Annotated in this window: 15 protein-coding genes; 1 reads left to right on the top strand and 14 read right to left on the bottom strand. The window is 37.8% G+C overall.

Features of this window, described 5'->3' with window-relative positions:
• Positions 1-4 precede the first annotated feature (4 nt).
• The 12 genes from EPJ89_RS05185 to EPJ89_RS05130 form a co-directional block, all read right to left on the bottom strand.
• Complete coding sequence (locus EPJ89_RS05185) at positions 5-1,498, bottom strand: response regulator transcription factor (protein ID WP_200549159.1); 1,494 nt, start codon at positions 1,496-1,498, stop codon at positions 5-7.
• On the bottom strand, positions 1,491-3,224 hold the full coding sequence (locus EPJ89_RS05180) for a sensor histidine kinase (protein ID WP_244660808.1): 1,734 nt from the start codon (positions 3,222-3,224) through the stop codon (positions 1,491-1,493). The genes EPJ89_RS05185 and EPJ89_RS05180 overlap by 8 nt, the downstream gene beginning before the upstream one ends.
• Complete coding sequence (locus tag EPJ89_RS05175; RefSeq protein WP_200549157.1) at positions 3,202-3,813, bottom strand: YesL family protein; 612 nt, start codon at positions 3,811-3,813, stop codon at positions 3,202-3,204. The genes EPJ89_RS05180 and EPJ89_RS05175 overlap by 23 nt, the downstream gene beginning before the upstream one ends.
• Positions 3,814-3,900: 87 nt before the next feature.
• Positions 3,901-5,346, bottom strand: coding sequence for an ABC transporter substrate-binding protein (locus tag EPJ89_RS05170; RefSeq protein WP_161637080.1), 1,446 nt, complete (start codon positions 5,344-5,346; stop codon positions 3,901-3,903).
• A gap of 53 nt (positions 5,347-5,399) precedes the next feature.
• Positions 5,400-6,311: a carbohydrate ABC transporter permease gene (locus EPJ89_RS05165; RefSeq protein WP_161637081.1), complete on the bottom strand. Its 912-nt coding sequence runs from the start codon at positions 6,309-6,311 to the stop codon at positions 5,400-5,402.
• Between the two features lie 8 nt (positions 6,312-6,319).
• Positions 6,320-7,258 (bottom strand): ABC transporter permease, encoded by a 939-nt coding sequence (locus tag EPJ89_RS05160; protein WP_254007208.1) that lies wholly within the window; start codon positions 7,256-7,258, stop codon positions 6,320-6,322.
• Between the two features lie 354 nt (positions 7,259-7,612).
• On the bottom strand, positions 7,613-8,839 hold the full coding sequence (locus EPJ89_RS05155) for a family 20 glycosylhydrolase (protein WP_200549155.1): 1,227 nt from the start codon (positions 8,837-8,839) through the stop codon (positions 7,613-7,615).
• The gene (locus EPJ89_RS05150; protein WP_200542451.1) at positions 8,821-10,215 is read right to left on the bottom strand and encodes a family 20 glycosylhydrolase; all 1,395 of its coding nucleotides are present in this window, start codon (positions 10,213-10,215) and stop codon (positions 8,821-8,823) included. Before EPJ89_RS05150 ends, EPJ89_RS05155 begins: the two co-directional genes overlap by 19 nt.
• A 134-nt stretch (positions 10,216-10,349) precedes the next feature.
• Positions 10,350-11,915, bottom strand: a complete 1,566-nt coding sequence (locus tag EPJ89_RS05145; RefSeq protein WP_200549153.1) for a PTS transporter subunit EIIC — start codon at positions 11,913-11,915, stop codon at positions 10,350-10,352.
• A 185-nt stretch (positions 11,916-12,100) separates the two neighbouring features.
• The gene (locus EPJ89_RS05140; protein WP_161637085.1) at positions 12,101-14,200 is read right to left on the bottom strand and encodes a family 16 glycosylhydrolase; all 2,100 of its coding nucleotides are present in this window, start codon (positions 14,198-14,200) and stop codon (positions 12,101-12,103) included.
• A gap of 21 nt (positions 14,201-14,221) precedes the next feature.
• Entirely contained in the window at positions 14,222-15,121 is a 900-nt protein-coding gene (locus EPJ89_RS05135) for a haloacid dehalogenase-like hydrolase (RefSeq protein ID WP_161637086.1), read from the bottom strand.
• Between the two features lie 24 nt (positions 15,122-15,145).
• Positions 15,146-16,423, bottom strand: a complete 1,278-nt coding sequence (locus tag EPJ89_RS05130; RefSeq protein ID WP_161637087.1) for a PTS sugar transporter subunit IIC — start codon at positions 16,421-16,423, stop codon at positions 15,146-15,148.
• A 223-nt stretch (positions 16,424-16,646) separates the two neighbouring features.
• On the opposite strand from EPJ89_RS05130, the gene EPJ89_RS05125 reads away from it, so the two are divergent.
• On the top strand, positions 16,647-17,825 hold the full coding sequence (locus tag EPJ89_RS05125; protein ID WP_200549151.1) for an ROK family transcriptional regulator: 1,179 nt from the start codon (positions 16,647-16,649) through the stop codon (positions 17,823-17,825).
• Positions 17,826-17,882: 57 nt separating this feature from the next.
• Here EPJ89_RS05125 and EPJ89_RS05120 read toward each other — a convergent pair whose 3' ends face one another.
• Both EPJ89_RS05120 and EPJ89_RS05115 read right to left on the bottom strand, forming a co-directional pair.
• Positions 17,883-18,254 carry a MazG nucleotide pyrophosphohydrolase domain-containing protein gene (locus EPJ89_RS05120; protein ID WP_200549149.1) on the bottom strand — a complete coding sequence of 124 codons (372 nt, stop codon included), beginning with the start codon at positions 18,252-18,254 and terminating at the stop codon, positions 17,883-17,885.
• 22 nt (positions 18,255-18,276) lie between these two features.
• Positions 18,277-19,968 (bottom strand): Na/Pi cotransporter family protein, encoded by a 1,692-nt coding sequence (locus EPJ89_RS05115; RefSeq protein ID WP_161637090.1) that lies wholly within the window; start codon positions 19,966-19,968, stop codon positions 18,277-18,279.
• Between the last annotated feature and the right edge of the window lie 205 nt (positions 19,969-20,173).

The raw sequence follows: 20,173 nt of genomic DNA, 5'->3' as shown, positions 1-20,173 counted from the left end.
TTTTTTATCGAATGCGTTCCGGTTGTTTGAAATAACGTTCCCGATATTCTTTCGGTGAAATACCGCATTCTTTTTTAAAGTTTTTATAAAAATATCCCGAACTGGTGTATCCCACAAGTTCCGCAATTTCATTAATATTATGATTCGATTTTAAGAGAAGATTTTGGGCCTCCTTAATCCGAAAATGATTTAAGTATTGCGAGAAACTCTTGTTTGTTTCTTTCTTAAAAAGTTGACCAAGGTACATCGCGTTCATATGCAATGTATCCGCAATTGAACTTATGGTAATATCCTTAGCGTAGTCTTTCAAAACAATTTGAAGGACTTTTTGAATATTTGGATTATGTTGTTTTAAGACCTGATCATTGCGTGTCGCCTCTAAAGCATGATGCAAGACTTCGCGAATTTCCGCGATGCTATCACATTTATTTAACTCATGAAGCAAGTCATGATACATCTGTGAACCCACACTTTCATGTTGGCGATAAATATCGGAGAAAATCACAAATCCAATATAACGAACATATTCAGGATCTGCCTCATATTCAAACAGCAGCTTAAACATTGCTCCGATTTCAGATTTAATTAAATGGATATCCCCAATCGATAAGGCATGATGAAATTTTTTAAATGAAATTTCATACATCGATTCATTCTGTTCAAGTTTATTTTTAAGCATCATGCGTTCGGTAATCGGATGGTCTCCGTAGAATCGCGAAACACTTACCAGCGTTTCCGCTTGTTGATAACTGTTTGGTACTTCTTCAAGGGGCACCAACAGTTCCCCCACCGCAAGAATTTGTTTTTGGTGGTTAATATGACTTGAAAGATCTTTTCGAATTGCATCAAACGCAATGCGATTGCCTTCTAAAATCATCACAAGATCGTGATCATCATAAAACGCATAATATTGATTGTGGTCCATAAGACGTTGAATCCATGTTGTTTGTTCCGGTTCTGGAATTTGGGTAATAATCATGCACGTATACAGTGCATTGGCTTGTAATGGTTTATCAACCTGTTTTAGAATACGACGTAAATCCACATTATCAATATCATCATTCACCCATCGTTCAAGCGTATTCTCAAACAGCAGTGTATCCGTATGCGCATGTCGTTTTTCACTATCAAGCTTGGATACTGTTTTTCGTAACGTCTCATTTAACTCATCTTTATTAATGGGTTTAAGTAAAAAGTTCTCCGCCCCAAGACGTATGCCTTCTTTCACATACTCAAACTCTTGATATCCTGATAAGACCACAAAGTTGAAGTTGATATCTTCTTCTTGGGCAGCTTGTACAAATTCAATCCCAGACTGTTCAGGCATGCTTACATCCGTTACCACAATATCCACAGGGTGACTTCTCACAAATTCCAAGGCCTCTTGGCCATTGGAAGCAGTACCTATAGATTGAATGCCTAACTCATCCCAATTTATTATTTTCTGTAAACCACTTAAAATCATATACTCATCATCAACCAGTAATACGTTATACATTTTTATCCCCCTCCTCATCGAAGCGCATGGTGACGGTAAAACCTTTAAGATTATTGATGCTGATTGTCATACTGTAATGAGAATCACTAAAGTATGTTTTGAGGCGTTCATGAACATTTAATAACCCCACTGAATTGTGGTCGTTGATGTTAAAGACAGACTCGTCGATCTGTTTCTGAATATGGGCTAAGCGGGTGTTATCCATGCCTTTACCATTATCAGAGACCTCTAATACAATTTGGCTTGCTTCACGATAGGCTGTAACCTTGATCGCATTATCCACCCGGCCAAAATCAATCCCATGAACAAAATAATTTTCAATCAGGGGTTGCATGGTGAATTTCGGCATAATGATTTGTTCCAAACCGGGTTCAATATCAAATTTATACGCTACGCGATTTGGATAACGCATTTGATGCAAATAAACATACTTCTCGCAGAACTCAAGTTCCTTAGCCAAAGTCGTCGTTTTTTCTAAAGATATATTATTACGAAGTAAACTCGCAAAGGTATAAACGACGTCTGCCAATTCATCGACCCCTTCACTAACTGCATACATACGTATAAATTCGAGTGTATTATAGAGAAAATGAGGATTGATTTGTGATTGAAGGGCCCGAAGATTGATGTCTTGTTGACGAATCTCGAGTTGGTATATTTCCTCCACATACCGACTGATGCTGTCTAACGTTTCATTAATACCAATAGAAATATCCCGTAATTCATCTTCTTTATCTTCGGTTGGTATGCGGTAGTCAATGGCACCATCTTTGACGCGTCCCATGGACTGCAAGATATCATCAACTTGGTGACTGTATCGACCAAAGGTTCTAAAAAGAAGCCATAATAAAAGCACATCCAAAACAATACTTCCCAAAATAACTGAAGCATATGTTTTAAATGATTTCGCGACAATATCTGCGCGATTGACAGCAACTACTACACGATTTCCATTCTGAAGGGGTACTTCATGTTTAAGATAATGTTGATCAATTAACGTACTGTAATCACGTCCTGTCTCATAGCTTTGACGCAACATCACACCCAAACCTTCATCTTCACGATCAGTATAAGCATATTTAATTTTCCCATTATCGGTCAAAATATAGATTGAACGTGGCACGGAATGGTTGATGGAATCAATTTGTGTATTAATGCTTTGTGAATCCGCAATGAGATGGATAATCCCTACAGGATCATACGAATCATAATTGGTTAAGATTCGATGAAACATAAGTTGTTCACCAATATTGGGAACACGCTTTGGTTTATAACCCATTTTCTGTAAGGTATGCGAGTAATACAAATCGTTTGAATTATTTAAAGTAATCATAAACCCCTCAATCCCATCATAACGATCGTAGAGTTTCTGAATATCTTTAGGAAAGAAGATAAAGGGGTCTTGTGATAATTGTTGCGTATAATACGTAGGCAGATCCATATAAAAGTAATCTTTCATACTTTGTACATGATCCGCGTCCGTAAACAAATCAAAAACAATTTTACGCAGATCCTGCTCATAACTTTCAATAATTTCCGTCATTTTTTGACTGATTGCTTTATTCTGTAGTACCGCCTCATCGTAGTCTCGTTTTGATGTGACATACCCTACCGTAATCGCGAAAATTGTAATGATGATGATTAAGATAACCGAATAAGACTTAATCAATTTTTTCATTAAACTTGTGTTTTCTGTATTCGCGTTAAAGGATTTCAATCTTTTCATCAACTTCATGAATCCAACCGTTTAGACTCCAATGCATAAGCGCAATATAGATTCCAATACTACCAAAAAGAATTAATCCCTTATATCGATATGTTAGTGCGAGTACACACATCATTAACATAACGATACGAAAGATTTTGAAAAAATTTACGAATACAGAAATAACACTCAGTTTAATAAGGTTATAGAATTCAATCTCAAATGCGGCATTTAAAACCAAACCGTAGATATATGCAATTGATAGGAAAATAAACATTGCAATCAAGACAAAATCTAACACAAAAAATAATGGATGTTTCACTTGCGTTGCAAGGTACACATTATAACCAATCAAGATTTGCGGTACCAAAACAGCATACAGTAACGCATTCCCACGTTTAAAGTGAGTTTTGAAACATGACACAAGATTACGCCATGCATAACCACGATATTCCCAACCGTGTTCATGATACAAATCCATCAAAACAAGAAACGCTGGACCAACACCTAAAATAACACCACCCATTAAGGTGAGTGCCCAAAACATTAAACTCATCTTCATAACGGTATAAACGCGTTCAAAGACGTTTGTTATTGTTGAAGCAACCATAGAAATAGACCCCCTGACATGATAATCATAGCAAAAATCGGGATATCAAACGATACCCCAATTTGTGCTCTTTGTTCAATTTATTTATTATTTACTTGCTTGGAATGCATCGTATTGTGATTGCATTTCATCCAAGACTTTATCCCAACCTGCTGCTTTAAGTTTTTCCACAAATTCTGGAACTTTAACTTCTGGATCAACCGTTCCTGTATTGATAACTGCTGAGTATTCTTCCATAACGTTCATTAAAGCACTTATCTCTGTTTTAACTTCATCTGTCTTGAAGTTAAAGCCTAAGATTGGTGAAACAGGTGCATTTTTAGTATCTTCTGCACGTTTCGCAATCATTTCATCGGTAATCTTAGCTTGTTGGAGTAAAAGGGCACTGTTCCCTGTATTCCATGCAGCCATATGATTATCTTCTTTATAACCATCTAATAATTCTAAGTGGTTATCATCTATTTTTTTCCATGCTTCGCCTTCAATACCATAGATCAATGTATTCATCATTTGTGCATTGGTATTTAATAAGTTTAACCATTTTACCGCTTCAACTTTATGTTTTGAGTTGATTGCAACGATAAAGTTACCCATTTGTGCTTGAGCTGTAGATTTTAAAGGTTTGTTTAATGGACGTGAAATAATTTCTTTACCCGCTACTTGTGATAGTAGAGAATCACCATAGTCTGCAGGTCCTTGTGTTTCTTGTCGCATAAACCATACTGGACTTTCAAGTGCATATCCGGTTGTGGACGTTGCTGCATCTTGAGGAATTAATCCTTTTTTGTAAAGTCCGTGAATTTGTTTTAAGGTTTCCATACCTTGTGATGTTTCATAAGCATTCACAATTTTTGTTGTATCGCCATCAAGGTTGATTGCAAATGGTAACTTATCACCTAAAATATAGTCAAAGTTTCCAAGAGTTGCTTTGTAGCCACTACCGATTGCGAATGGTGCTACTTCAGGTTCATTATCTTTTACCGTTTGAAGTGCTGCTTCCGCATCTGCGTAGCTGTTGATGTTTGATACATCAATATTGTATTTGTTTAGGTAATCGGAGTTAAATGTAAGCATTTGTTGTGCAAACACGTTCCCGTTAATTGGGAAACCGTATAGTTTACCGTCAATTACGTTACCATCGTAGTAAATTGGATCTACGGAATCAAAGAACTCTTTCGCGTGTTCTTTGACTAAATCGGTTAAGTCTGCATAAGCACCTTTTTGTGCGTTAATGGTATAGTTATTCGCAAATGCTAAGTCAAACTCATCACCTGCTGTAACCATTACAGACATTTTTTGTTCATAGTCTCCCCAACCAATGTAGTTAAATTTAACTTTAACCCCAATTTCTTCTTCAGAAATTTTATTGATTGCATCCGTTAATTCATCAAGATTTTTGGGTGCATCCCCTACTTGATAAAGTTGTAACGTTACAACTTCTCCCTCTGGTTTATCAGTTTTTTTGCCGCAACCTGTTAATACAAGTAAAGCAGCCATTAAAACTGTAAACGTTTTAAAAACGCCTTTTTTCATGATGTTCCTCCTCTATAAAATATCATAATTAGGCAAAGCTGTTTATATCGCTCTTATTCCTTTACGCCCCCAATGGTTAAACCACTGACAAAGTATTTCTGGAAGAATGGATAAGATACTGCGATCGGCAATGTGGACAGAACAACCATCGCCATACGTGCAGATTCTTTCGGTAAACCGATACCACTGTTAATTCCAGATAACCCTACATTTTGTGAGATATAATCAAGATTTGATTGAATCTTCATCAATAAGTATTGAAGCGGGTATAAGGATTCAGAGTTGATATACAAGAGTGCATTAAACCAGTCGTTCCAGAAAGCCAGGGCCGCAAATAAACTAATGGTTGCTATACCAGGAACCGCAAGTGGTAAAACTATTTGAATAAAAATACGAAACTCACTTGCGCCATCAATACGGGCTGATTCAATGATTGCGTCCGGAACGGTCCGTTTAAAGAATGTTCTCATGACGATGATATTAAATGGACTTAAAGCCATTGGCAGAATTAATGCCCAGACCGTATCCTTAAGTCCCAATAATTTAGTCATCACAATGTAGTTGGGAATCATTCCCGCACTGAATAACATTGTGAGTAATGCGAATTTGGTAAAGAAACGACGGTATTTGAAGTTTGGACGTGAGATTGCATACGCATACGTTGATGTAAAGGTTGTATTAATCAGTGTCCCAACAACCGTAATAAATACCGTAATACCAAATGAATTTAAAAGTTGTCCTTTAAAGTCATATAAGAATTTGTATCCATCCAGACTTACTTCTTTTGGAAAGAGTGAGTAACCATTTACCATCAATGCTGTTTCCGTAGTAAACGACACAACAATTACAAAGATAAAGGGAAAGATACAAGATAACGCGAATAATCCAATAATAACATTAAAGACGCGGTCGGTATTTTTACTAAAACTTCTTACTTCTACTTTTTCAATTTTCTTCTTTTTCATACATCCTCCTAGAATAATCCTGATTCAGGATCAACACGGCGAATGATGGCATTAGCAGAAACTAACATCACAAATCCTACAACGGATTGATATAAACCCGCAGCGGATGACATCCCTAAATCCCCCGATGCCGATAAGCCTTTATATACATACGTATCAATAACCATTGTAACTTGGTTTAGTGGACCTGAGTTACGCGTTACGTTATAGAACAATCCAAAGTCCGAGCGAATAATATTTCCAATCGCTAAAATCAACATAATACTGATTAATGGAATAATTTGTGGAATCGTAACGTGACGAATTTGTTGCCATCGGTTGGCACCATCCACAATTGCTGCTTCATAATACGTTGGATCAATTCCCATGATGGAAGCAAAGTAGATAATACTGTTATATCCGATATTCTTCCATATTCCGATAATTACAATAAATACCGGCCAATATTTTGGCTCATTATACCAGTTAACAGGTTCTTTACCCATCATGGCTAAAATACTGTTTAACGCACCCTTATCAGGACTTAAGAATGAATATACAAAGAATCCTATGATAACCCAGGATAAAAAGTATGGAAATAACATCGTCGTTTGAAATACTTTTATTTTTTTCTTCGATCGTAACATACTCATAATAACAGCCAAGACTACTGCGAGAAACGTTCCGACGATAATAAAGACTAAGTTATACAACACGGTATTGCGCGTCATAATATAAGCATTGTCAGTAGCAAACAGAAACTTAAAGTTCTGGAATCCTACCCACTTACTGTTATACAGACTTGCGAAAAATCCATCCGGAGAAAATCTGAACTCCTTAAATGCGACTACGTTTCCAAGGACTGGAATATAGAAAAAAAAGATCATCCAAATTGCCCCAGGTAGTGCCATTAAAAGAAACGGTGCATTTTTTTTAATATTGCGTAATACTTTTTTCAATTGATTCACCCCAAACATCTATAAATTCAAAGGTCTTGCTGTTGTTTTACATATTAAGTGTACCGCTTTCATTTCAGAGATATAAGAGACAAAATATACTAATAAATCAACAAATTATAGTTATCTTTATCCAAAAAAACTATAAAAAAGACATCCTTTTCGCATTGATCCTATCAATACCACAACCGAGAAGGAAGCAGGTATCTCAATGCGTAAGCATGTCTTTTAAGGTCTTAAACAGGAGACACCGTTACAAGACCTTGTGTACTCGATTATCAAGAATTATAGGCTCTTGATACATAAAGTTTACGAAAATTTTAAGAAGCTCACAAGAAACGGATTATAGGTATTCACCTATTAATCTTAGTTTTCATGCCAGCATTTTAAAGCAAATGCACGTAGTGGATCTTGAATCTTTAAGGCAACTTCTTCAGTCGATAACGCTTCCGGTTTATCACACCAAATTGAAAACATTGCACCCAGAGTTGTGGCACGTTGTTCTAAGTCCCCCTCGCAAGATTCATGACGATTTGGAAAGCGTTCTGGTTCAAAGGATGTCATGATGGTTGTTTCGGTTGGATATGTATACCCTGCATTTTCCCCCAAAACAAAATACAGTAGACTATCCATATAATTCACCACATCATGACCGCGATCCACAAAGGTTTGAACCGGCGCCATCATAGGATTCCAACTGGTCCAATAGGTAATGATGATGTCTTTGTTAAGGATTATAGTGGGTTCTTGGTCGATGCGATACAAACCGTCATTCCAAGCTCGAACAGTTTTACCTCGACCTTGAATGTGAGACGCGATATCATTAACATAATCCACGAAGGTATCAAAGCCTTTCGCATTTGGACCAAAGTGTTCCTTGGCATATGCTTCAAGTTGTGGGAACTCATCATATTTTCCAAAATCGATAAACTCATCGGCTCCCATATGAAAACTTGTGGATGTCTCAAATAAATCATCCATCTCATCGTATATTTCTTTAATAAAGGCGCGGGCATCTGGATTGGTAATATCAAGTCCCATTGTTGTGTTTTCCATTAAATATTCAGGGAACGCTTCTAATACAACTTGAAGATGACCGGGTGAATCAAACGATGGAATAACATCGATATAATAATCGTTCGCGTGCTTAATGATCCGTCTTATCGCATCCTGACTTAGATGCTCGGCTGATACGATTTGTGGAAAACGTTTTGACTCAATACGAAAGCCTAAATGTTCTGAAAAATGCATCTGTAAGGTATTGAGTTTAAGGCGTGCCATCAACTCAATGGTATCCATAAACCATGCTTCACTGAAAAATTTACGACCCATATCCACATGCAACCCACGTTCTGCTACCTTTGCTTGATTGAGTGTTGTGGAAGGATTGCCCGAAAAAACATCCAAAAGACCGTAAAAATGTCCCCGTTCTGTATTCGAAGCCACAATAATTAAGTCGTCATCATAATGAATTTGATAGCCATCATATGCATAGTTCTCAAGTACATGATGGTTTAGCTGTATTTTTGCTCGGTTTACATCAGTGTTTGGATAGAGTGCTTGTGCTTTTTGTATTAATCGGTTTGCGTCCATGGTATTTGCTCCTTTTGAATGAATGTTTGATAAGTCATCGTACTTTCTTTTCGCCATGATTTTGCGCCCATCGCACAAAGTGGCATATGGATTTGTTTCATAATTTCAACCTCGCTTTGAAGTTCGGGCTCATCACACCATAATGAGTAATAAGCACCTGTTACGTTCGGGGTGAATTGATTGGAAGGAAAATGATTGGGGGTCCATGTTTCAAACCACCCTTGTGGATCAATGCATTTTACCCCCACTTCAGGATGTAAGACATAATAGAAGTTCTCAGCATGAAAGTTAATCAAGGCCATGCCTCGGTTTTCAAACGCCTCTATCGGTGCCATATATCGGTTATACTTGGTCCAGTAACAGACTTGTATCGACGTCTTTAAGTCGATGGCAGGATTTTGATTAAGACGATATAAACCGTCATTCCATAATCGTACCGTAAATCCTTTTGCCTCCAGTCGTGACGTAATGGTATTGAGGTAATGAATATACGTATCGTATCCCGTTTTACCGTCTAGCTGGTCTTGGGCATAGGTCTTAAGTTTTGGAAACGCATCAAACTGCTCAAAGTCAATAAATTCATCACCCCCAATATTGAAATAACGTGATTTTTGAAAGACCTCGGCATAGTAATCGTACAGCTCATAAATCATGTTCAATGCGTCTGGATTGGTAATATCCCATGCTTCACCCTCAGATCCAGGGAGTGCATAATCCGGATATGATTTTAAAACATGTTTAAGATGACCGGGACTGTCGAATGACGGAACAATTTCGATACAGTATTCATCCGCAAGTTCCATAATTTCTTTAAGTTCTTGTAAGCTTAATGCTTTTTGGCTTACGATTTCAGGGTACTGTGTACATTCCAAGCGAAAGCCCTTGTTTTCACTAAAGTGTAATTGAAGCATATTAAAATTATGCCATGCTAAGGTATCCAGCAGTTGATGAATCCATTGCGGCGTAAAATATTTACGTCCACAATCCAAATGGAAACCACGCTCCTCTACGCTGGGTTCATCCTTAATCTTACCTTTTTGAAGTTCACCATAGGTTTGTTCATATTTAAGAAGTGTTTGAACTGCATAAAGGGTGCCTTCTTCATCGTTTGCATAGATTTTAATGGTCTCGTCAATTGTGATGGCATAACTACCACGAAGGTTTTCATGATTTAGAGGTAAGATCCGAAGGGTCGTCACATCCTCCCCACCCACATCGACAAGGGTTTTATGATTTTGTTGAATGCGCTTGTAGATTGCTTTTGAAATAAGACGCTCAGTTTTAATAAAGATTTTAGATTTCAGTTGAACGACACCGTCACGAAGTTGATACTCTTTTACTTCAGGAGTGATGGTGCGCTTTGAGTAAGATTCCATAAGCCCCTCCTTATACAACTAAGTCATATCATGCTTTTCTACCTGCGTCATCAACAAAACAGGATGTTCAATAATATGTATCGAAATGTCTAAAATAAATACTTAGATAAAAAAGCACATCGATCTGATGTGCTTTATTTCTTATTGAGATATTGATCAATTTTCGTCTTGATATTTGTAACTTTGGGTCCATAGATAACCTGTACGGTATTCCCGCTGATTAATGATCCTGCAGCACCCGTTTGACTCAATTGGTCTTTGTTTACATGGCTTGCATCGGTAACTTCAATACGAAGTCGTGTCGCACAATTATCAACGCTGACAATATTCGCTTGACCACCTAACGCTTCCACAATCAATGCGGAAACATCCTCTTTATCGTTTAAATCTTTTTTAGTGTAAAGTTGTACATTGCCGTTTTTCTCCCGTCCCGGGGTTTTTAGATCAAATTTTTTAATTGAGAATATAAAGACAAAATAATAAATTAAACCGTAGAGAAACCCAACAGCGACAATTGGAATCCAATGGGTCATTTGATTTCCAGGTAAAATCCCGTATAAAATCAAATCAAGAAGCCCTCCCGAAAAGGTAAGACCCACACCAACAGCAAGGATATGCATCAGCATAAATGATAATGCCGCCAGAACAACATGTACACCAAAGTAGAGGAATGGGGATGCAAACAGGAACGAAAATTCAATTGGTTCCGTAATTCCCGTTACAATTGAAGTAATGGATGCAGACACCAACAAGCCTTTAACTTTTGCCTTATTTTCAGGATATGCCGTTTTATACATTGCAAGTGCAGCTGCTGGAAATCCAAATATCATAAAAGGAAACAATCCTGAGAAAAAGCGTGCGTACGACGGATCTACCGGAACCCCTGCCGCAAGTTGTGCAAAGACAATATTTTGTGCCCCTTCAACAACCGTCCCCGCAACCATCGTACTTCCACCGAGAGCGGTTTGCCAGAAAGGTAAGTAAAAGACGTGGTGTAATCCCAACGGGATTAACGCACGATAAATAAATCCATAAATAAAGGTTCCAAGATACCCCATTTTTGAAATTGCGACACCTAGAGAAGCAATCCCAAACGCAATGCTTGGCCAAATCCAAACAAAAAGAATACCTAAACCAATTGCGAATAGGGATGAAATAATGGGAATAAATCGCGTCCCACTAAAAAACGAAAATGCATCATTAAATTCAATTTGATAAAATTTATTATGGAGCACCGAAACCATAACCCCCACAATAATTCCACCAAACACCCCTGTATTTAATGTATTTTCAATCCCTAAAACATGGGTAATCAAACCCGAGGTTTGCATTAAATGTTCAAGATTACCGAATTGTTCAATCGTGGATGCCATGGCTACATTCATCATCAAATAAGCAATAGCAGCTGCAAGTGCAGCAACCTCCTTAGATTCTCGTGCCATACCAAAAGCAACCCCGATTGCAAATAAAAGCGGTAAGTTCGCAAAGACTATCTCACCACAAGACTTCATAATTACTAGAATTTTATACAACACTCCCGTTTGCGCTAAAATCCCTTCTAAATGATACATTTCAATTAATGATGGATTGGTAAAGGTTGCACCCAACCCCAGTAGAAGTCCCGCAAAGGGTAATAAAGCAATTGGTAACATAAAGGTACGTCCTAATTGCTGTAGAAAATCAAAAACCTTCTTTTTCATACTTTACCTCCTCAAGTGTTTATACTTTACCGAAAAAAGTAAGGGATTTCAAGATGGTTTTGATAAAAAATGATAAATTAAGATAACACCAAATAAGTGTTTGATTTAAGGCGTATTATCCCCTTATAAGCACATAAAAAGACTGTTGATTGAATCAACAGTCTTTCGGCTTCCTAAACATTACACTACTCGTTTTCTTTCGACGCTTTGTTTAACTTCAACATCACATAACCAATACATGTGAGTGATAACGCAACCACAATTGCGAAACTTGACGTGTATTGACCCGTATTCGGTAGGGTCGATTCCGTTGATGTGACGTCCTTGTCTTTTTTCTCGCCAAGAACTTCCGCAGGTTTGTTCTCTTCTTTGGGTGTTTCTGTCATTGTTCGAAGTGATACATGCACGGAATGCTCGTCCTTATTGACGCCAAATAAAACCGTAAACATTCCCGCTTCATTAACAACAAAATCTGGATTCTTCCATGTCCATCCTTGTGGTAATGTGAGCGTTGATAAAGCATCGCCTTTGGTTATTTCAAGTTCAAACGATTGAGGAAAGGCTTGCTTTGAAACAACCAGGGTGGTTGCTTGACGTGCAACCGGTGTTTTAATATCTTGTGTTAAGTCCACCCCTTGAGGTGTTGCGCTATAATGAAGATTATAGGTACCTTCTGGAAGATTTGAAATAAGATCCATCTCATCCATACCCTTTACAAGAAGTTTCACATTTGAATTTCCACCGCGTGGATTAAACATCGGTGTATCTTCTATTGAGAAATCTAAATCATAACCTTCAAGAGTATTAATGCCTTCAAGTGGATTGATTGTTCCTCCTTGCATAACTGTGAGTGGTTTAACCCCCTCCAGTTTGGGAGCACGATCATAATATGCTTGAGCCGCTTTCGCTTGCGCAGCAGTTTGTTGATACGATACCGAATCAATCACAAATTCAGTGCCGGCCAGGTTTTCCCCTACAGGTCCAGGCCATGCGCCACCCATCGCTAAGTTTAGCTGAATGTATTGCGGCTTGTTGAAAATATCTTTAGCCATTGGATCTTGTCCATACGGTACAGTACGAACTTTTTGATCATCAACATACCATTCAAGGGTATCTTCGGTCCAATTTAATGCAAAGGTATGAAATTCGTCATTAAAATTACCTTGAGGAATGGTATGCGCAGTTCCGTTTCCAGAAAAACGTCCTACATTATCCTCAGCAGGGCCATAATGAACGGTTTGGTAAACAGTACGGTTACCATGAGCACCATCGCGATCCTCACCAATTAATTCCATAATATCAATTTCACCCGTGCTTGGCCATCCACGACCTTGTTCCGCTTTAATCTTGCCATCAAGTGTAAAGTCAGCACCTAATGTCCAAAACGCTGGGAATGCACCTCTTCCTTTTGGAAGTTTTGCACGAATTTCTAATTTTCCGTATAAAAATTCGCGTTGACCATGCGTACGAATGCTTCCTGAATTATAAATTACCTTCCGGGATGCATCACGTGGATGTAAATATTGATCCGCAACATCACGATCGGTTGCACGTAACACAAGGCTACCATCGCGTAAAAATACGTTCTCTGGATTGTTTACATAATGTTGTTGTTCAATACCACGAATCGAACCCAGTTCATAACCCCAATCTTCCATATTTAGGGATTCTTGATCAAAATCATCACGCCACACTTCTGTAAAGACGTCATCTTCTTTTTCTTCTGAAACATTTGATTCTTTCGTTACCACAACGTTATCAATATAAGCATTGGATTGCTTTGTTTCTTCTTTTTCAGACCACTTAACAAGTTGAATTAGTGCTCCTTGTTCCGTACCTGAATTAAATGTATAACTCACTTTTTGCCATTCTGTAGATGATACAAGTTGATCTACGGTTTGACCGTTTTCTCCCTTAATAACATCACCTTGTTGGCCATTCCAAAAACGTGCTGTAAAGATGGCATCCGCCCCTTTAACATCTACTTTCGCATAAGCACTTACGTGATACGTTGTATTCGGTTCAAGTCGAATAACTTGACCAATAAACCCATTTGCAAAGTTGCCTGAAATTGCTGTATTTGGAACAACCCCTGCATATTTTCCATCATATGAAACTTTGTCTTGAACTTCGCCTTTATTGCGTTGCGTCCATGAAGTTCCACCTTGTTCAAAATCACCATCTTGAATTAAATTCTTAGCATCACCCTCAAGTGCTGAGATTGATGTCATTGATAAAGCTAAAACCATAAATACTGTAACGATATTTTTTAAACCTTTACGCATTTCATGCTCCTTTATTAATGTTTATCGATTTATTGAACGGGCACATGATGACAATGTGTGTCGAATACCTCGAATTGCTTGACCGATTGCAAAAATGTTTTCAACCGGAGCTAATCCTGCATATCCAGCGTCACCAATGTGATGAATATCCACGCCACAAATCTTATTTTGAATTGACATTTGCGCAATAATTTCTGGAGTTGAACCTTCTTGGCTCGTTCCAATTGCACTCATAACTAACGTATCGCGGGCATGTGCAAATTGCACAATTTCTTTAAGTTCATCCGCATCAAATCCTGGAACCGTTCCAACAGCAGGGACTAAAATCACATCCGCGCCTGCATTAATAAACGCTTCCACCGTTTCTAAATCAATAATTGGTCCCACAACACCAGCACCATGCATTTTACCTGCGATAATGAGCCCGGAGAACTTCTCCTTCGCAATCTTAATGGTAGAAATAATGGCTTCGTTGGTTACCCCTGTCCCTGGATTTCCCGTAAAACAAACAAAATCAAAATTACGACGTTCAATTTCTTCAATTGTCTCTACAGTTGCCTGTCTTCCTAAAGCAATCTCAAAACGTGACTCCGTCATTTCCGCATTTTGATCAATGGGTTCTAAATTGACACCAATGGGCGCTCCAACTAAACGATGAAGCTCATCCACAAAATTCTTTTCAATACATTCAATTGCAAATAAATCCGGATTAAATACATCGACGCCATTGAGTAAAATTAAGTCTGCACCACATGCACGTGCAATCTCAGAGTTACTAATATCTCCCACAAAGCTTTCGCGAGCGGCGTAGTTTTCCGATAAAACTACGCGTCCCTCACTCGCTTTAATACTTTGTTTAAGTTCTTCAGCGGTCATGTTTAAAATATCACTCGTATTTGCACTAATTAATCGTTTCATCATTTCACACTTTCTATATAATAATTACTATTCTGCTGTTTCTTCTGCCTTAAATCCTTTTTCAACCATTGCAAAGAATGGTAAGTATAAGAGAATATCAAGTGCAATTAAGATAATTTGTAAGATTGATCCACGAATACTACCTGTTGTTAAGAATCCACTGATTACTGGAGGCATCGTCCATGTTGCTACAGTACGTGTTAAAGGAACAAGTCCCGATGCCATTGCGAAATAAGTAATAAGTGCATTAAGCATTGGTGCTAAGATGAATGGAACAATTAATAATAAGTTAAGCACTACTGGAAGTCCAAACATTGTTGGCTCATTAATATTAAAGAGTCCTGGTACAACTGTAATTGGTGCAAGAGCTTTAGTACGTAAACTTGTTTTTTTCTTACGTGCATAGTATGCAATTGCGAGTACAAGACCGATTGTGGCTCCACCACCACCGATGTATACAAAGTTATCCATAAATGGTTCTGTAATAATGTGTTGTAATGCCTCGCCTGCTTGATAAGCAACACGGTTCGCATCTAAGTTTGCAATCCAAATTGGTTTCATAATTGAGTTTACAACATGTCCCCCGTGAATTCCTAAGAACCAGAAAATACTGTTAAATGCAACAACAATCATTGTACCAATAATGTTATTTCCAAGTAATCCAAACGGTTTTCCTAACACAACAGCTGCAATATCATGTAAGTTTGGTAAACCAAATTTATCAAGTAAACCAAAGATGGTTAACCACATTGTAATAATCACTGCACCCGGAATAATTGCACTAAAACTTTTCGCAACTGCAGGTGGTACTGTATCTGGCATTTTGATTTCAATATTATTATTGATAAACCATTGGTAGATAAGACCACTAATAATTGCTAAGATGATCGCTACAAAGAGCCCACGAGCACCCACAAGTCCAACCGCAATACCAGCACCTGTTTCCCCCTTAACAAATGGCGTTACAACGATAAATGCTGATAAAGCAATAATCCCTGCTGAAATTCCATCTGTGTTGTGCTGATCTGCAATACTGTAAGCAATACCAAATGCTGAAATTAATCCAACTAATCCAAAACTACTGTCGACACCCTTCCAAAGATAGCCGGCAACACCAATATCTCCCAACCATGCTTCCCAACCTGGTACTGGAAAACTTGCTATAACCATAAAAATAGAACCGATAATAATTAATGGCATTGAAAGTGTAATACCATCACGAATTGCAATTAAAAATTTATTACTTGAAAGTTTCGCTGCTACAGGCAGAACTTTTTCTTCTAAAAAATCTCCTACTTTATTCATAATATCCTCCTCTTTTGGTTATAATATAGAACAATTAGAATGAAAATGTGCGCAATATCTCAGTAATTAATTATTTTATATTACCAACTACCTACACTATAGAACACTTCACCTTAAATGTAAAGCCTTACATTTGATAATTGTGTTGGTTTTGTTAAATTTCCCCCATTAATGATTACAAATTATAATTAATAGGTTACAATGTTCTTAATGGAGGTGAAATATGCAACTCAGTAAAGCAAAAACAAAGCAAACGGCTTTAATCCTTGATTTATTATATTCAAAGGGACCGCTTTCACGCATTGATATTTCAAAGTCGCTTCACATTACCCCCGCGACTGTTAGTGATTTAACCCAACACCTAATTAACGATAACATTATTTGTGAAATCGGAGAGGATACCGATAATACACGTGTAGGAAGACGCAAAATTTTATTAGGTCTTCTTCCCCATCACTCCTATTATCTCGGTGTGGAGTTATTTGAACACTCTTTCACCTTAGCGTTATCCGATAACCTTAATGAAATTCTCTTTGAAGAGGCATACACACTCTCTAAATCAGACCATGTTCGTCACGACTTATTGGTAAAGACGATCCATGATTTTTTGGATAAACATCGCGATACCCCCATCACAAGTATTGGCATTGCCATACCAGGACATTATGATAAATCATCATCCCACATTTTAACCAATAACCATTCATGGTCAAATTTCTCACTGGATTATTTAAAGAAACATTTAAAGTATCCCGTCTATTTTGAGAATAATGTAAATGCGATGGCTATACGTGAACGTTTATTCGGACATGATAAAACGGATGCGAATTTCTTATTCTTACATTTTAGACGAGGAATCTTCTGTTCATATATATACCAAGGGAATCTGTATGCACGAAATAATTACTTTGTTGGAGAAATTGGACATCTTGTTGTGAATCCATTTGGCGAACAATGTGAGTGTGGTAAAATTGGTTGCCTTCAAACCTATGCGAGTCAAACATGGTTGCTTCACAAAGCAAGTTTATTATTTAATAGTTCTGCGAACACCTATCTCAAACAACTGGTAACCGAAGAACATGAGTTATCGATGGATATCCTGCTGCAAGCCTATCATCTTGGCGATTCTGCAGTCATACAGTTATTAGAAAATGCAATTAATTTTTTAGCCATTGCCCTTAATAACATCATCGTTACCCTCGATACGGATATTATTTATTTACACGGTCAATTGTTTGATGATGATCAACTTTCGACATTACTGCTCAATAAGATACGCGAGCACGATTCCGAATTCATCTCTCGACAAACAATTCAGAAAAAGATTAAACCCTATTCCAAGGCAAATGGAGCCCGCGCAGCATGCGCACTGGCCATTAGTGAAACCTTACTTTGCGAATAAAAAGAGCCTACTTTAAGAAGCTGGCTCTTTTTTGTATCCATAAATGCATTTCACATCCTATTTCGTGATATTATTTGATGATTTTGCGCGTGATTTGATGACTCTTTGTGCTGAGACAAAAGATTCTAAATCTGTTGTATGATGATATTTTTTTGAAGCTTCTTTATCTTTTGAGAGAATCATTGCATTCATATCAATGTCATTGAGTGCCGCAATGGCCATGGCATAGTGCATTAGATCTGCCAATTCATGACCTAATTGCAAGTCTAAATCTTCATCACTTGATGTTTTACGACCAGCTTTTTTATTTAGAACCTCAGCCACTTCCCCCATTTCCTCGACCAGTTTCATAAACAAACTTTGATCGACACCACCATCTTGGTAATGATCCTTTAAATATTCTTGTAGTTCCGTTATTGTAATTTCCATTACCTACTCCTTTTCACACTTCTTAATTTATGGAATCCATACGAATCTTCTCAACCCCTTCCTCGGGATTACGTTCTTTTACCTTCTCCACAATATTTATGCAGTGATCCCCTAAGCGTTCTAAAGACGCAAGAATATCTACATACAAACTACTTGCAATCGGATCGTCACAAATACCATCCGAGATACGATGGAAATGACGTTCACGGTACTTCTCATCAATTAAATCGAGGTAGTCTTCATCCTGTACAAGTTTTTCATATCCTTGAAGTGAATCCGATTTAAGCATTTTAAAACTTCGTTGAATCATATCCAAAACGAGTTTATACATTGTTTCCAAATCAAACAGTGCTTCTTCTGAGAACGTACCTCGATTTTCAAAGATGCGTTCATAAAACTCCGCAATATTTGTCGTTATATCTCCCATTCTCTCAATATTTTTCACGATATCAACACTGGTTGAGTACTGTTCTGCCATACGGCCATCAAGTTGCGTATCCTTCGCAATCGCAAGAAGATAGCGCGTTAAATTGTAGTCCAAATCATTAACCATCTCCTCCAACTGTCCGATGACATCTAAATCTTCTTCGTCTTGCGTTGTTAGGTAGTCATGCGTTGTTTCCAAAGATTCAACAACCAAATCAGCCATCTGAAGTGTTTGTTTTTGTGCTAATTGAAACGCACCATCCGGGAACGTCTTAATTAATTCATAATCCAACGCTTCAATTTTTTCTCGTTCTTTAATGCGATCTTCCCCTGGTATTAGAACTTTTAAAAGACGAATACATGCGGGAATAAAGGGAATAATCCCCACAACCCAAATTAAATTGAAGACAAAATGATTAATTCCTACAGCCATTTCTGGTGAACCACCCATCTTCCCATTAATATAGAGAATAAAATTCGAGTACGGATAGATAAATAACATGGTTATCAAGGCACCAATCACGTTATAAAGTGCATGGAACCAACCGGCTCGCTTCGTCGATACAGATCCTCCCGCAGAAGCAAGAATTGCCGTTAAAGTTGTGCCGACATTGGATCCATAAACAAATGCGGAAGCTGCAACCATTGTCATACCGCCCCCTGCATATATTTTTTGTACAAGGGCAATCACAGCCATCGAAGAGTTTATAACTGCAGTACCAATCGTTCCCGCTAAAAGCGCAAGCCATGGATTATCAGACATCTTAACCAAATATGCTTCAAACTGTGGAACATCTTGTAAGATGATCAATTGATCACTCATCAACTCAAGCCCTACAAACGTAATTCCAAGTCCAAAAAATATTTGCCCGACACTTTTATATCGTTTCTTTGTGAGCAGGATTAAAGCCCCAATAAAGACAAAATAATAACCCATCGCTTCAATATTCAAACCAATCATTAATGCCGTTACCGTCGTCCCTAAATTCGCTCCCACAGAGATTCCAATCGCGGCTTCAAGACTCATAAGGCCTGCACGCACTAGACTAATGGAAATAACGGTCGCAGCGGTGCTGGACTGCATTAATGCTGTAATAACAGTACCTACAAGAATCGCAGAAAGTAAATTACCCGTATAGCGCTCAATATAATCTCGTATTTTTGATCCCGCTGCATCTTTAAAACCATCCCCAAGCAACTTGATTCCCAGTAAAAACATACCAAAACCACCTAGTATGACATTAAATGCAATATCTGAAAACTGTGCAACTTCTCCAAGTAATATCATCATACACCTCCCGGCTTTTTTCTTATATTTATCGTATCATCCAATGCCAGAGCTCGTGTGATATTTTGTTAATAAATTATGGATGAAAGAAATATCGCGTCATTATGCTTTGTGATGGAATCATGATATTCTTGCGAAATCGGGCTCGTTTTATGTATTCTATTAAGAATTCCCCTATAATGGTCATGCAAGGTAAACTTGGGAG

The organism is Erysipelothrix sp. strain 2 (EsS2-6-Brazil), from assembly GCF_016617625.1.
Taxonomy (GTDB): domain Bacteria; phylum Bacillota_I; class Bacilli_A; order Erysipelotrichales; family Erysipelotrichaceae; genus Erysipelothrix; species Erysipelothrix piscisicarius.
Note: the sequence above shows the minus strand (reverse complement) of the source record. Positions and strands in the feature narration are given on the sequence as shown.

Excerpts from the sequence above, each read along its gene's own strand:
- EPJ89_RS05185 (WP_200549159.1), bottom strand. The coding sequence starts at position 1,498 with ATGTATAACGTATTACTGGTTGATGATGAGTATATGATTTTAAGTGGT.
- EPJ89_RS05180 (WP_244660808.1), bottom strand. The coding sequence starts at position 3,224 with ATGAAAAGATTGAAATCCTTTAACGCGAATACAGAAAACACAAGTTTA.
- EPJ89_RS05175 (WP_200549157.1), bottom strand. The coding sequence starts at position 3,813 with ATGGTTGCTTCAACAATAACAAACGTCTTTGAACGCGTTTATACCGTT.
- EPJ89_RS05170 (WP_161637080.1), bottom strand. The coding sequence starts at position 5,346 with ATGAAAAAAGGCGTTTTTAAAACGTTTACAGTTTTAATGGCTGCTTTA.
- EPJ89_RS05165 (WP_161637081.1), bottom strand. The coding sequence starts at position 6,311 with ATGAAAAAGAAGAAAATTGAAAAAGTAGAAGTAAGAAGTTTTAGTAAA.
- EPJ89_RS05155 (WP_200549155.1), bottom strand. The coding sequence starts at position 8,839 with ATGGACGCAAACCGATTAATACAAAAAGCACAAGCACTCTATCCAAAC.
- EPJ89_RS05150 (WP_200542451.1), bottom strand. The coding sequence starts at position 10,215 with ATGGAATCTTACTCAAAGCGCACCATCACTCCTGAAGTAAAAGAGTAT.
- EPJ89_RS05145 (WP_200549153.1), bottom strand. The coding sequence starts at position 11,915 with ATGAAAAAGAAGGTTTTTGATTTTCTACAGCAATTAGGACGTACCTTT.
- EPJ89_RS05140 (WP_161637085.1), bottom strand. The coding sequence starts at position 14,200 with ATGCGTAAAGGTTTAAAAAATATCGTTACAGTATTTATGGTTTTAGCT.
- EPJ89_RS05135 (WP_161637086.1), bottom strand. The coding sequence starts at position 15,121 with ATGATGAAACGATTAATTAGTGCAAATACGAGTGATATTTTAAACATG.
- EPJ89_RS05130 (WP_161637087.1), bottom strand. The coding sequence starts at position 16,423 with ATGAATAAAGTAGGAGATTTTTTAGAAGAAAAAGTTCTGCCTGTAGCA.
- EPJ89_RS05125 (WP_200549151.1), top strand. The coding sequence starts at position 16,647 with ATGCAACTCAGTAAAGCAAAAACAAAGCAAACGGCTTTAATCCTTGAT.
- EPJ89_RS05120 (WP_200549149.1), bottom strand. The coding sequence starts at position 18,254 with ATGGAAATTACAATAACGGAACTACAAGAATATTTAAAGGATCATTAC.
- EPJ89_RS05115 (WP_161637090.1), bottom strand. The coding sequence starts at position 19,968 with ATGATATTACTTGGAGAAGTTGCACAGTTTTCAGATATTGCATTTAAT.